The organism is Variovorax sp. Root411, assembly GCF_001425205.1.
GTDB lineage: Bacteria > Pseudomonadota > Gammaproteobacteria > Burkholderiales > Burkholderiaceae_C > Variovorax.
Genome location: NZ_LMDW01000018.1, coordinates 140,772 through 153,932 on the forward strand (window position 1 = coordinate 140,772; position 13,161 = coordinate 153,932).

Genomic DNA, 13,161 nt, shown 5'->3' on the forward strand with positions numbered 1-13,161 from the left:
GCCGACGCCTTCACCGAGGAGCGACGATGAACAACGATGGAGACAAGGGCGACCACAGCCCGGTGCACGAACGTCAGACGCACGACGCGCCGGCATCGCCACGCATCACGTTCGTGCGCAGCGTGCTGCACACGGTGATCGCGGTCATTGCCCTCCTTGCGATCGCCACGTCGATTCCCCATTGGGGCGGCGACAACTTCCCCGTGCTGAGCCTGGTGATCTATGTGGCGGGCATGGTGTTCATCGCCATGCCGCTGTGCCTCTTCTACGAGGCGCTGCTCAAGTCGCAGGCAGAACGCACGGCCGGACGGAGCTGGGGCGTCTAGACCTCGCGCTCAACCCGCGTCGCCGCCGCCCTGCGGAAACTGTTCCTTCACATCGCCAATCTCGCGCGCCCCGCCGGGCAGCAGATTCGCGCGGTGGCCGCGAACTGCGGACGCGACGATCGGCAGCAGCCCCGTGGCGGTGCCCGCTTCGAGCGCGCGGATCAGCTGCACGCGCATGCTCGGCGCCCAGAACGACTTCAGGTGCGCGGCGATCGCGTTCGTGGCCATGGTGGCGTCGCTCGGCGATTGCGCCTGGAAGAAGGTGCCGATCTGGTTGGCCATCTTGACCAGTTGCGCCGTCGGATCGTGATCGTGCATGCACTGCCTTTGGAATGAATGGATGACTGCTTCAGTGCGCGCCGTACCCGGCCGCCGCCAGGCGCCCGGGGTGGCTGTAGACCGCGAGGTCGTCCTTGCGCGCGAAACCGACCAGCGTGAGCCGCACGCGCTCGGCCGTGGCCACTGCGAAAGAGGTCGGCGCGGACACCGCGGCCAGCAGCGGCACGCCGGCCATCGCCGTCTTCTGCACCATCTCGAAACTGGCGCGGCTGGTCACGGCGACGAAGCCGGTGGATGCGTCGACGTCGTTGTTCGCGAGCGCGCCGATCAGTTTGTCGAGCGCGTTGTGGCGGCCCACGTCCTCGCGCAGCCACTGCACCTCGCCGTCAGCCGAGCACCAGGCAGCAGCGTGCACCGCACCGGTGGCCTGCTGCAGCGTCTGCAGCGACTGGACCTGCAGCATCGCGCGGGCGATGGCCTGCCGTTCGAGCGGGCCCGCCGGATCGGCGAGCGCCGGCAGCTCGCGCGACACGTGCGCCAGGCTCTCGGTGCCGCACAGGCCGCAGCCGGTGCGGCCCGCGATCGTGCGGCGCCTTAGCTTCAGCCGCGCGAAGGCGGCACTCGACACCTGCAGGCGCACCGTGATGCCGAGTTCCGATTCGCCCGTCTCCACCGCATAGAGCTCGTGCGCGTGGTCGAGGATGCCCTCGCTGAGCGAGAAGCCGAGCGCGAAGTCTTCGAGGTCCAGCGGCGTCGCGAGCATCACCGCATGCGAGATGCCGTTGAACTCCAGCGCCACCGGCACTTCATCGGCCACCCAGTCCTGCACCGCATAGGCCTCGCCGCCACGCACGCCGTGCACGGGCAGCAGGCGCGCGCCTTCGCAGAAGGCGTCGGCGCCGTCCGCGGCGGGCAAGGTGGCGATGTCCACGGCCATTGCGCTACTTGGCGGGAATCGTCTCGTTGCGCGGGTCCTGCGCCGCACTGGCCGTCGCGAGTTCGAGCTGGACCTTGTTGAAGCGGCTGTATTCCTGCTGCCAGGCGGAGGGCTGCATCACCGGCGCCACCTGCACGGCCGTCACCTTGTACTCGGGGCAGTTGGTGGCCCAGTCGGAGTTGTCGGTGGTGATGACGTTGGCGCCCGACTCGGGGAAGTGGAAAGTGGTGTAGACCACGCCCGGCTGCATGCGCTCGGACACCATGGCGCGCAGCACCGTCTCGCCCGCGCGGCTCTGGATGCCGACCCAGTCGCCGTCCTTCACGCCGCGCTCCTCGGCATCGTGCGGATGGATCTCCAGCCGGTCCTCGCTGTGCCACTGGTTGTTCTCGGTGCGCCGCGTCTGCGCGCCCACGTTGTACTGCGAGAGGATGCGCCCGGTGGTCAGCAGCAGCGGGAACATGCGCGTGACCTTCTCGTCCGTCGCGACGTACTGCGTGACGATGAACTTTCCCTTGCCACGCACGAAGGCGTCGATGTGCATCGTCGGCGTGCCCTCGGGCGCGGCCTCGTTGCAAGGCCACTGGATGCTGCCGAGCTCGTCGAGGCGCTGGTAGCTCACGCCGTGGAAGGTCGGCGTCAGCGCGGCGATCTCGTCCATGATTTCCTCGGGACTGCTGTAGTCCATCGGATAGCCGAGGGCCTGCGCGAGCTTCACGGTCACTTCCCAGTCGGCATAACCGGCCTTCGGAGGCATCACCTTGCGCACGCGCGAGATGCGGCGTTCGGCGTTGGTGAAGGTGCCGTCCTTTTCAAGGAACGACGAGCCCGGCAGGAACACGTGCGCGTACTTGGCGGTCTCGTTGAGGAACATGTCCTGCACCACCACGCACTCCATGCCCATCATCGCGGCCGCCACGTGCTGCGTGTTCGGGTCGGACTGCACGATGTCCTCGCCCTCGCAGTACAGGCCCTTGAAGCTGCCGCCGATCGCGGCCTCGAACATGTTGGGAATGCGCAGGCCCGGCTCGGGGTCGATCTGCACACCCCACGCGGCCTCGAACGAGGCGCGCGTGGTGCTGTCGGACACGTGCCGGTAGCCCGGCAGTTCGTGCGGGAAGGAGCCCATGTCGCAGGCGCCCTGCACGTTGTTCTGGCCGCGCAGCGGGTTCACGCCCACGCCCTCGCGGCCGACGTTGCCGGTGACCATCGCGAGGTTGGCGATGCCCATCACGGTGGTCGAACCCTGGCTGTGCTCGGTCACGCCCAGGCCGTAGTAGATGGCGCCGTTGCCGGCCGTGGCAAACAGGCGCGCGGCGGCGCGCAACTCGGCCGCGGGCACGCCCGTGGCCTGCTCGGTGGCTTCGGGCGATTGCTCCGGGCGCTCGACGTACGACTTCCATTCCTTGAACGAGACCAGGTCGCAGCGCTCGGCCACGAAGTCGTCGGCCATCAGGCCTTCGGTGACGATGACGTGCGCCAGCGCCGTGACCACCGCCACGTTGGTGCCGGGCCGCAGCTGCAGGTGGTGCGCGGCCTCGACGTGCGGCGACTTCACGATGTCGATGCGGCGCGGATCGACCACGATCAGCTTCGCGCCCTGGCGCAGCCGCTTCTTCATGCGCGAGGCGAACACCGGGTGCCCGTCGGTCGGGTTGGCGCCGATCACCATGATGACGTCGGCCTTGTCGACCGAGGCGAAGGTCTGCGTGCCGGCCGATTCGCCGAGCGTCTGCTTCAGGCCATAGCCCGTGGGCGAATGGCACACGCGCGCGCAGGTGTCGACGTTGTTGTTGCCGAAGGCGGCGCGCACCAGCTTCTGCACGAGGTAGGTTTCCTCGTTGGTGCAGCGCGAGGAGGTGATGCCGCCGATCGAGTCCTTGCCGTACTTGGCCTGCAGGCGCTTGAACTCGCCCGCGGCGTAGTTCAATGCCGTGTCCCAGCTCACTTCCTGCCATGGGTCGCTGATGTTCTTGCGGATCATCGGCTTGAGCATGCGGTCCTGGTGCGTCGCATAGCCCCAGGCGAAGCGGCCCTTGACGCAGGAGTGGCCTTCGTTGGCCTTGCCGTCCTTCCAGGGCACCATGCGCACGACCTCGTTGCCCTTCATCTCGGCCTTGAAGGCGCAGCCCACGCCGCAGTAGGCGCAGGTGGTGATCACGCTGTGCTCGGGCTGGCCGAGCCAGATGACCGACTTTTCCTGCAGCGTGGCGGTGGGGCAGGCCTCGACGCAGGCGCCGCAGCTCACGCATTCGGAGTCCATGAAGGCTTCGTCCTGCCCCGGCGACACGCGCGATTCGAAGCCGCGGCCGCTGATGGTGAGCGCGAAGGTACCTTGGGTTTCCTCGCAGGCGCGCACGCAGCGGTTGCACACGATGCACTTGGAGGGGTCATAGCTGAAGTACGGGTTCGACTCGTCCTTCTGGTCCTTCAGGTGGTTGGCGCCGTCGAAGCCGTAGCGCACATTGCGCAGGCCGGTGACGCCCGCCATGTCCTGCAGTTCGCAGTTGCCGTTGGCCGAGCAGGTGAGGCAGTCGAGCGGATGGTCGGAGATGTAGAGTTCCATCACGCCCTTGCGCAGGTCCTGCAGCTTCGGCGTCTGGGTGCGCACCTTCATGCCGGCTTCGGCGGGCGTGGTGCACGAGGCCGGAAAGCCCTTGCGGCCCTCGATCTCGACGAGGCACAGCCGGCACGAGCCGAAGGGCTCCAGGCTGTCGGTGGCGCAGAGCTTGGGCACGTTGATGCCGGCATCCACCGCGGCGCGCATGAGCGAGGTGCCGGCGGGCACGGTGACTTCGGTACCGTCGATTTCCAGCGTGACCTCACGCGTTGATTCGCGCTTGGGGGTGCCGTAGTCGGTTTCTTTCAGATGGTCCAACATGTCTTTTGCTTTCTCTCTGTGGCTCTTGCTTGAGCGGACATTTCTGGGGGCTTGTGTTCGGGGCGCGTGCACAGGCCACCGGGTGCTCCCCTGCGCGAATGTCCCCCGCTTCGCTCCTCCTTTATTTCGCTGCGGGGAGCACCCGATGCCCTGTGCACGAGGGCACGCTGCTGGTTCGCGGCCGATCGACAAGTGCTCTGAACGATCACGACGGCGGGGTGCCTTGCGCAGCGGAATAAAGGAGGAGCGAAGCGGGGGACATTCGCGGAGCAAGGCACCCCGTCGGCGTGAGCGCGCCCCGAAGGACCCCCACTACGGCGAATGGAACAGCAAGGCGACATCTCAAGCAGCCTTGCGATCAGGGACCACAAGACCGAAGTCCTGCGGAAAGTGGTCGAGCGCGGACAGCACCGGAAATGGCGTCATGCCGCCCATGGCGCACAGCGATCCGTGGACCATGGTGTCGCACAGGTCGCGCAGCAGGATCACCTGCTGTACGCGATTCTGGTCCGCGCGGATCTTGTCGATCACCTCGACACCGCGCGTCGATCCGATGCGGCAGGGCGTGCACTTGCCGCAGGATTCGAGCGCGCAGAACTCCATGGCATAGCGCGCGAGCTTCGACAGGTCGGCCGTGTCGTCATGCACCACGATGCCGCCGTGGCCCACCGTGCCGCCGACGGCCGCATAGGCTTCGTAGTCGAGCGGCAGGTCCCATTGCGATTCGGGCAGGTAGGCGCCCAGCGGTCCGCCGACCTGCACCGCCTTGATCGGCCGTCCCGAGGCCGAGCCGCCGCCATAGTCGTACAGCAGCTCGCGCAGCGTGACGCCGAAGGCCTTCTCGACCAGGCCGCCGTACTTGATGTTGCCGGCCAGCTGCATCGGTAGCGTGCCGCGCGAACGGCCCACGCCGTAGTCGCGGTAGAAGGCCGCGCCGCGCGCCAGAATCAGCGGCACGCTGGCCAGCGTGATCACGTTGTTGATCAGCGTGGGCTGGCCGAAGAGCCCCTCGATGGCCGGCAGCGGCGGCTTGGCGCGCACGATGCCGCGCTTGCCTTCCAAGCTTTCGAGCAGCGCCGTTTCCTCGCCGCACACATACGAGCCCGCGCCCTTGCGTACCGCGAGCGAGAAGCGCTTGCCCGAACGCAGGATGTTGTCGCCGAGGAAGCCCGCCGCCTCGGCGACGCGAATGGCCTCGTTCATCGTCGCGATCGCGTGCGGGTACTCGGAGCGCACGTACACGTAGCCCTGCGTCGCGCCGGTGGCGAGGCCGGCGATGGTCATGCCCTCGATCAGCATGAAGGGGTCGCCCTCCATCGTCATGCGGTCGGAATACGTGCCCGAGTCGCCTTCGTCGGCGTTGCACACGATGTACTTCTGCGCGGCGGCCGTGCCCAGCACCGTCTTCCACTTGATGCCGGCCGGAAAGGCTGCACCGCCGCGTCCGCGCAGGCCCGAATCGAGCACCTGCTGCACGATCTCCTCGGGCGCAAGCGCCAGCGCGCGGCGCAGGCCGGCGAAGCCTTCGTAGGCCTGGTAGTCGGTCAGTGACACCGGGTCGGTGATGCCCATGCGCGCGAATGTCAGGCGCTCCTGCTTCTTCAGGTAGGGAATGTCTTCAGTCGGGCCGAGCGCGAGCGGGTGCTTGCCGCCCGTGAGAAAGCCGGCATCGAACAGGCCGGCCACGTCGTCGGGCGTCACCGGCCCGTAGGCGACGCGGCCGGTCGGGGTGTTCACCTCGACCAGCGGTTCGAGCCAGAACATGCCGCGCGAACCGTTGCGCACCAGTTCGAGCATGAGGCCGCGCGCGGTGGCCTCCTTCGCGATGCGCTGGGCCACGCGGTCGGCGCCGGCGGCAAGCGCAGCCGAGTCGCGCGGGACGTAGACGGTGATGGTGCTCATGGGTTGTTGTCCTGCGCGACCAGCGCGTCGAATGCCTTGGGTGTCATGCGTGCATGCGGCTGGTCGTCGAGCGTCATCGCGGGCGACGAGGCGCACAGGCCGAGGCAGAACGCGGGCTCCAGCGTGAACGCGCCGTCCTTCGAAGTGCCGTGCGCGCTGCATCCGAGGCGCAGCTCCGCGTGGGCGAGCAGCGCATCGGCGCCCATCGACTGGCAGGCCTCGGCGCGGCAGATCTGGATCACGTGGCGGCCCGCGGGCTCGGCACGGAAGTGGTGGTAGTAGGTGACGACGCCATGGACCTCCGCACGCGAGAGGTTCAGCGCATCGGCGATCACGGGCACGGTGTGCGCGGGGATGTAGCCGAGCGCGTCCTGCACGTCGTGCAGGATCGGCAGCAGCGCGCCGGGTTCGTCCGCATGCTGCAGCAGGCTGCGTTGCACGGTGGCGAGTTGGTCTTCCTTGTCGAGGGGAGCGGAGGCCGGATGCGGTACCTCGTGTCCCTGCTGCGCCTGTTGTAGTTTCATGGTCCCGTCCGGTCTGGTCCGTTGCCGGCTCCGCCGCCGTTGTCTTGCTGCCGGCGGAGCTGTTTTCATCGTGGTTTCGTCACGGGCCATCGTCATGAAATTCGACGTGGATCCCGCGGCCATTCGCTTGAGGATCAATGTCGATGAATCGAGCGACGGGGGCCTTGACGCAAGTCAATTTCCGCGGAAACAAGCTCGGTGCCAATGCGCACAAACCCTGCGGCCCAATCGGCAAAAAGCCCTGCCAACTTCATGGCAGGGCCGCGTGGGTCGCAAGAACCGGAAGGGCCGACGGCTTACTCGATGGTTGTGTTGGCGCGGCTCGCCTCGATGTGCTTGCGGCGCATCGGCCGCAACACGAACCACGCCATCAGCGCAGCGGCCGCATTGACCGCGCTGGCGGCGATGAAGACGGCCTGCCAGCTGCCGGTGGCGGCGGCGAGCACGCTCGACAGCGGCACCAGCAGCGAGGCCGTTCCCTTCGCGGTGTAGAGCATGCCGGCGTTCGATGCCGCGTACCTTGAGCCGAAGGTGTCGGCGCAGGTCGAGGGGAACAGGCTGTAGATCTCGCCCCAGGCAAAGAACACGATGCCGGTCAGGATCACGAAGAGGATCGGGTTCTGGCCGTAGTGATAGAGCATCAGGATGCCGACCGACTCCATCGCGAAGGCGATGAACATGGTCTGCTCCCGGCCGATCTTGTCGGACACCCAGCCGAAGAAGGGCCGCGTGAGGCCGTTGAGCACGCGGTCGATGGCGAGCGCGAAGGTCAGCGCGGGCAGCACCAGGCCCATGATGTTGACCGGCACGTCCATGATCTTGAAGTCCTTGGCGATGGGCGCGAGCTGCGCCGTGGCCATCAGGCCGCCGGCGGCCACCATCACGAACATCGCGTACATGACCCAGAACACGGGCGAGCGCAGCACCTCGGCCGGCGCGTAGTCGCGGCCCGCCTGCTGCACGTTGCGGCTGTTCGACGCCTTGGCATGGTGGGGCGCGCGGGTCAGCATCCATGCGAGCAGGAACACGATGAGTCCCTGCCCGATCCCAAAATACAGGAAGGCCGCTTCGTAGCCGCTCGACTTGATCATCGCGGAGATCGGAATGATCGTGAGCGCCGAGCCCGCGCCGAAGCCCGCGGCGGTCATGCCCGCGGCAAGCCCCCGGCGATCGGGGAACCACTTGAGCGCGTTGCCCACGCAGGTGCCGTAGACCGCGCCCGCGCCGATGCCACCGACGGCGGCCGCGATGTAGAGCAACGTGAGCGAATCGGCCTCCGAGTTGAGCACCCAGCCCAGGCCGCACAGCAAGCCGCCCACCAGCACCACGGGACGCGGGCCGAAGCGGTCGACGAGGTAGCCTTCGATCGGCACCAGCCAGGTTTCGGTGAGCACGAAGATGGTGAACGCCACCTGGATCGCGGCGCGGCTCCAGCCGTGCTTCTCGGCGATCGGATTGACGAAGAGCGTCCAGCCGTATTGCAGGTTGGCGATCATCGCCATGCAGACGATGCCGATCAGCAACTGTCCCCATCGGTATGCCTCGGATCGGCTCGCGGTGGCGCCATGGGCGTCTGACGGTGGGTACATCGCGGGGGTGGAACCTGCGATCGTGGAGGTGGGCCGATTCATGGTGTTGTCCTTGGTTTTTCGGTGAGGTCCGACAGACTTCGAATGCAGAGAAATCAATCGAGCGATCGGTGCAAACAGCGGAAATAAAACGGGGTGCTGCGCCATGCGCCACACACGCCACGCGATCGGTGCGCATCGACAGGCGACGAGACTTCCCTGCCATCGATACACCGCATGAAGATCACCTGTCTTGGCGCGTGAATGACTGTCGGGCGGAGCGACTCAAAAACTCTTGACCTCAGTCAAGTTCGCACGAATCGCGGACTCGCAGGACCCCCGTGGTATCCCTAGCAAGAGGCCTCTTTGCGCACGCGTGCTCCGCGTGTGTCGACGGCCGCCCGCCGTCCTCGGCTTGGCCGACGTTTGATCACCGCGCAACCCTGAAGACTGGGCATGGACACGAGAGGTCGCGCCTGCCAGCGTGGATTCGTTCACGCATTGCAGCTGCGCCTCGTACGGGTCGTACTTTTCACTACTTTCGGACAGACGAGTGGGCCTTACATAATCCGGCAAAGCCTGCCCTCGGTCGAGCGGCTGGCGCTTCAGGGAGTCCTCATGTCCGTCTTCGATCGCGCGTGCCTGCGCAATCACCTTGCGCGCGCGCACGTCCCGCAGGCCACGCGATGAGCCGCCGCGTCACGATTCAAACGCCCTTGGGCGATGCCCTGCAGTTTTATCGCCTGGTCGGGCGCGAGCCGCTCAGTCAGCCTTACGTCTTCGATATCGATCTGCTCGGCAATAGCAACGCTATCGAGCCGAAGTCGCTGCTGGGCAAGGCCGCCATCATCGAGGTGCAAACAGAAACCGGCACTCGCTACCTTTGCGGCGTCGTCACACGCTTCGGTCTGTCGCAGGAAGACGCCCGCCAGTCCTACTATCGCCTCCGGCTGCGTCCCTGGCTCTGGCTCGCCACCCGCCGCAGCGACTTCCGTATCTTTCAGGACCAGACCGTCCCCGACGTCCTGATGCAGGTGCTCGGGCGCTACGGCTATTCCGTCGAGCAGAAGCTCAGCCGCAGCTACAGGGCGTGGAACTACTGCGTGCAGTACCACGAGAGCGACTTCAATTTCATCTCGCGCCTGTGCGAGCATGAGGGCATCTACTACTATTTCCGACACGAGGCCGAGCAGCATGTGCTGGTCTTCGCTGATGACATCGCCAGTTCCCATGGCCCGCTGCCTGGTGGCGAGACCGTCCGATATCACCCGCACGAGAAATCGGGGATGACCGGGGGCCTGCAGCCCAGCGAGCGCATCTACGAATGGGAGCAGGCCGAAGAGGTTCGCTCCGGCCATCACCATCGCAACCACTATGACTTCGAGAAGCCCAAAGCCGACCTGGCCAGCCAGCGGCAAATGCCACCTGGCCACGACCACGACAGCCTTGAGTTCTACGAATGGCCAGGCGACTACACCCGCCATGACGATGGCGAAACCTACGCACGCATCCGTACCGAAGAGCAACTGAGCGCGCGCGGCCGGGCCACTGGGCGCTCCAATTTGCGCGAACTGGCGCCGGGCTATACGCTGCGCCTGCGCGGCCACCCCCGGGATGACCAGAACCAGCAGTACCTGCTGCTCGGGGTGGCCTACCAATTGCAAGAAAGCCTCCAGGCCAGCGAGGGACTACAAGGTGCGGGCGGTTCGATCCAGCACTTTTCCTTCGACGTCCAGCCCACGACCTACGCCTGGCGCCCACCGCGCACCACGCCCCAGCGACGCACGCGCGGCCCGCAAACCGCCCGCGTGGTCGGGCCGGCCGGCGAGGAGATCTGGACCGATCAGTACGGCCGCATCAAGGTGCAATTCTTCTGGGACCGCTTGGGCCAGAACAACGAACACTCCAGTTGTTGGGTGCGTGTCTCAACGGCCTGGGCCGGGGCGACCTTCGGCGCGGCCGCCTTGCCGCGCATCGGTCAGGAAGTCATCGTCGATTTCCTCAATGGCGACCCGGACTACCCCATCGTCATCGGTCGCGTACACAATGCCGACGAGATGCCGGCGTGGGCGTTGCCCGACCAGAAACACCTCTCGGGCATTCGCAGCCGCGAATTGGGCGGCGGGCGCAGCAACCACCTCGTGCTCGATGACCTGGGCAACAGGATACAAGCGCAGCTCAAGAGCGACCATCAAAGCAGCAGCCTGAGCCTCGGCCATATTGCGCGCATCGAGGACACGGCCGGCCGCAAGGACCTGCGTGGTCAGGGCTTCGAACTGCGTACTGACGGTCATGGCGTGTTGCGCGCTGCCAAAGGGCTGTTGGTCAGTACCGAAGCCCGTCAAAACGCACGCGCGCACCTCACCGACATGGGCGAGACTGTCGCCAGATTGACCCAGGGTCGCGAGCTGCACGAGGGTCTTTCGCAAGCCGCCCAAGAGGCCAAGGCGCACGAGATGGGCGACCAGGACGAGGTCACCAAGGCGTTGAAGGAACAGAACGACGATATCAAGGGCCAAGGCGGCAACAAGGAAAAGGGGCAGTTCCCCGAGTTCCAAGAGCCGCACCTGACGTTGGCAAGTGCGGCAGGCATCCAGAGCACGGCGCAGGGCTCCACGCACATCGTGAGCAACGAACACAGCGCTCTTACGAGCAGGGGGCACACCAGCATCAGCGCGGGCAAGAGCCTTTTGGTCAGCGTGCGGCGTGCGGTGCGCATGTTCTCCTACAAGGCCGGTATGAAGCTGGTGGCCGCTGGTGGAAACATCGACATCACGGCCCTCCAGGACAGCGTGAACGTGCTGGCCAAGCTCAACATCACCCATACCGCCAACCGAATCACGATCACGGCCAAGGAAGAGGTGGTCATCAACGGCGGCTCCAGCTTCAGCAAATGGAGCGGCACGGGCATCGTGCATGGCACCAATGGGCTTTGGCGCGAGCATGCGGCTGTGCACAGCCTGGTGGGGCCCGACAGTCTGCCCGTGCCGCCGATCAATTTCAAGCCGCCGTACCAGGCGCAGTATGTCTTGCAAAGCGAGGAAGACGGGGCGCTGCTCATTCGGCATCCCTACAGCCTTGACCTTCCCTCGGGTCGCACTGTGCTCGGCCAGACGAATGACAGGGGCGAGACCATTCCAGTTTTCACGCCTGGCCCCCAGGATGTGCGGTTGCGCGCCGTCAAGCCCAAGCCGCTGGAAAACAAGCCCTGGAAGTTTGCAGGAGGTGGCAGTGCCGCCATCCCTGCCGATTACCTCGAAGCCGAGCCCGACAAAGACTGAACAGCTGGAGCACCATGCACATGGCCACCACAATGCAGCCCGTCGCCTCGACCTGCACCACCATCGAAGAGCGGCTGGAATACGCCCGCCTGCCTCCACTGACCACAGGCTACCTGACCGAGAAGGTTCTGTACGCCCTGAAGGTGCCGAAGATCGTCACGCTCAAGCTGCCGGACGGATCAACCACTGACACCTTTCTCAAGCAGGTGGTCGTCTCCACCACCATCCGCGTCGATGAGACAATCGCCAACTTCTACTGGTTGTACAAGGCGGAGGTGAGTTTTGATATGACGCCGGCCCTGAGAAACGAGGCCCCAATCCCATTTCTCAGCAGTGAAAAGGCAGATGGTCCAGGACGCCGCCACAGCCTGAACCCATTCCCACCAGGCCTCACATCAGGTTTCTTGCGCCGCCCCGATGTCATCATCGTGCGCAATCCAGCGATGCGCTGGCCAGGCCGGGGCGTGGTTGACCTCGATGGCGCTCCTCATGCCGACAACTTGTTGCGCTTGGTCGAGATCAAGTTCCCGGGTGACACCTGGGGAGTAGGTCAAGAACGAGCCTATCAGCTGATCGCCGGCGGCAGGGATCGGATGTCTGTCCTCGATGTCTCTGACTGCGAAGGCGAGCTTGGGAAGGCCAAGGCCCGCGCACGTGCGCCGGCGCCTGCCACTGAGCAAGAAAAGGCTCGACTGCGCGCCCCTGTACGCACTGAGCAGGCGATTCCCCAGCCGGCGTGGTACGAGGACTGGATTCCCGATACCAGCCATGCGCGCACCGAGATCGCCAACGCCATCGCGGCGCTCTGGGACAGCACCAAGCAAGGGGCAAGCTACCTGTCTGCTGAAGCGAACTCGTGGCTTCATGCGAAAGCGCCTTGGCTGTTTGCCGCTGGGCACTGGGTAGCCGAGACGGGTCAGGCTGCCTGGACGTGGGTCGATGAGAAAGGCCAGGTGATCTACCGTTACACCGCCGCTCAGCTCAAGGCCGCTTGGCATGCGATCCAGCGTCAGACAGACTTGACCTTCGAAATGCTCAAGCAGATCGACTGGGGGCAGGTGGCGATGACGGTCGTCAAGGGATTGGTTGCCATCGTGCTGGTTGTCGCAGCCGTGGTGGTGATCGCCGTGTTGGCCGAGGCTCTTGCCGCCGCGCTGGCGGCCTTGATCGCCATCGTGGCCACGGCCAGCGCGGCCACTCTCGCCGCACTGGCCATCATGTTGGGCGTCACGGCCGTGGCGACGGCAGGCTGATTTGATCGTCTTATTTTCATTGCATGCTTAAACAGCAGTTGCCCCATGTCCCCCACAGAACCTAAAGCCATCCTGACTCCGTTCGAAGCCCTGGTGCGCTACCGGAATGAATTGACCCTGCAATTGGCCGATGGCCGCCCCGTCGTGCTGCCTGGCGTGATCGGCACCGTTTTCTTCGAGCGCGGCTCCAAGCCGGAAGTGCGCCAAGGC

Annotated in this window: 9 protein-coding genes; 3 read left to right on the top strand and 6 right to left on the bottom strand. The window is 65.8% G+C overall.

Annotated elements, in window-relative coordinates:
- Window positions 1–26 precede the first annotated feature (26 nt).
- Window positions 27–326 (top strand): hypothetical protein, encoded by a 300-nt coding sequence (locus ASC92_RS22565; protein WP_056520239.1) that lies wholly within the window; start codon window positions 27–29, stop codon window positions 324–326.
- Window positions 327–335: 9 nt separating this feature from the next.
- On the opposite strand, the gene ASC92_RS22570 is transcribed toward ASC92_RS22565, so the two are convergent.
- From ASC92_RS22570 to oxlT, 6 genes are all read right to left on the bottom strand, one after another.
- Window positions 336–644, bottom strand: a complete 309-nt coding sequence (locus ASC92_RS22570) for a formate dehydrogenase subunit delta (protein ID WP_056520241.1) — start codon at window positions 642–644, stop codon at window positions 336–338.
- 31 nt (window positions 645–675) lie between these two features.
- Complete coding sequence (gene fdhD, locus ASC92_RS22575; protein WP_157609109.1) at window positions 676–1,542, bottom strand: formate dehydrogenase accessory sulfurtransferase FdhD; 867 nt, start codon at window positions 1,540–1,542, stop codon at window positions 676–678.
- A gap of 4 nt (window positions 1,543–1,546) precedes the next feature.
- Window positions 1,547–4,423, bottom strand: a complete 2,877-nt coding sequence (fdhF, locus tag ASC92_RS22580) for a formate dehydrogenase subunit alpha (protein ID WP_056520243.1) — start codon at window positions 4,421–4,423, stop codon at window positions 1,547–1,549.
- A 342-nt stretch (window positions 4,424–4,765) separates the two neighbouring features.
- Window positions 4,766–6,325 (bottom strand): formate dehydrogenase beta subunit, encoded by a 1,560-nt coding sequence (locus ASC92_RS22585; protein ID WP_056520245.1) that lies wholly within the window; start codon window positions 6,323–6,325, stop codon window positions 4,766–4,768.
- Window positions 6,322–6,849 (bottom strand): formate dehydrogenase subunit gamma, encoded by a 528-nt coding sequence (locus ASC92_RS22590; protein WP_082519677.1) that lies wholly within the window; start codon window positions 6,847–6,849, stop codon window positions 6,322–6,324. The genes ASC92_RS22585 and ASC92_RS22590 overlap by 4 nt, the downstream gene beginning before the upstream one ends.
- A gap of 296 nt (window positions 6,850–7,145) precedes the next feature.
- Window positions 7,146–8,480, bottom strand: coding sequence for an oxalate/formate MFS antiporter (gene oxlT, locus ASC92_RS22595; protein WP_082519678.1), 1,335 nt, complete (start codon window positions 8,478–8,480; stop codon window positions 7,146–7,148).
- A 623-nt stretch (window positions 8,481–9,103) separates the two neighbouring features.
- Between oxlT and ASC92_RS22605 the strand changes: the two genes are divergently transcribed.
- On the top strand, window positions 9,104–11,698 hold the full coding sequence (locus ASC92_RS22605) for a type VI secretion system Vgr family protein (protein ID WP_082519679.1): 2,595 nt from the start codon (window positions 9,104–9,106) through the stop codon (window positions 11,696–11,698).
- Between the two features lie 20 nt (window positions 11,699–11,718).
- Window positions 11,719–12,951 (top strand): VRR-NUC domain-containing protein, encoded by a 1,233-nt coding sequence (locus tag ASC92_RS22610; protein WP_056520386.1) that lies wholly within the window; start codon window positions 11,719–11,721, stop codon window positions 12,949–12,951.
- The last annotated feature ends 210 nt before the right edge of the window (window positions 12,952–13,161 follow it).

Coding starts and splice junctions, on each gene's coding strand:
- ASC92_RS22565 (WP_056520239.1), top strand. CDS start 27: ATGAACAACGATGGAGACAAGGGCGACCACAGCCCGGTGCACGAACGT.
- ASC92_RS22570 (WP_056520241.1), bottom strand. CDS start 644: ATGCACGATCACGATCCGACGGCGCAACTGGTCAAGATGGCCAACCAG.
- fdhD (WP_157609109.1), bottom strand. CDS start 1,542: ATGGCCGTGGACATCGCCACCTTGCCCGCCGCGGACGGCGCCGACGCC.
- fdhF (WP_056520243.1), bottom strand. CDS start 4,423: ATGTTGGACCATCTGAAAGAAACCGACTACGGCACCCCCAAGCGCGAA.
- ASC92_RS22585 (WP_056520245.1), bottom strand. CDS start 6,325: ATGAGCACCATCACCGTCTACGTCCCGCGCGACTCGGCTGCGCTTGCC.
- ASC92_RS22590 (WP_082519677.1), bottom strand. CDS start 6,849: ATGAAACTACAACAGGCGCAGCAGGGACACGAGGTACCGCATCCGGCC.
- oxlT (WP_082519678.1), bottom strand. CDS start 8,480: ATGAATCGGCCCACCTCCACGATCGCAGGTTCCACCCCCGCGATGTAC.
- ASC92_RS22605 (WP_082519679.1), top strand. CDS start 9,104: ATGAGCCGCCGCGTCACGATTCAAACGCCCTTGGGCGATGCCCTGCAG.
- ASC92_RS22610 (WP_056520386.1), top strand. CDS start 11,719: ATGGCCACCACAATGCAGCCCGTCGCCTCGACCTGCACCACCATCGAA.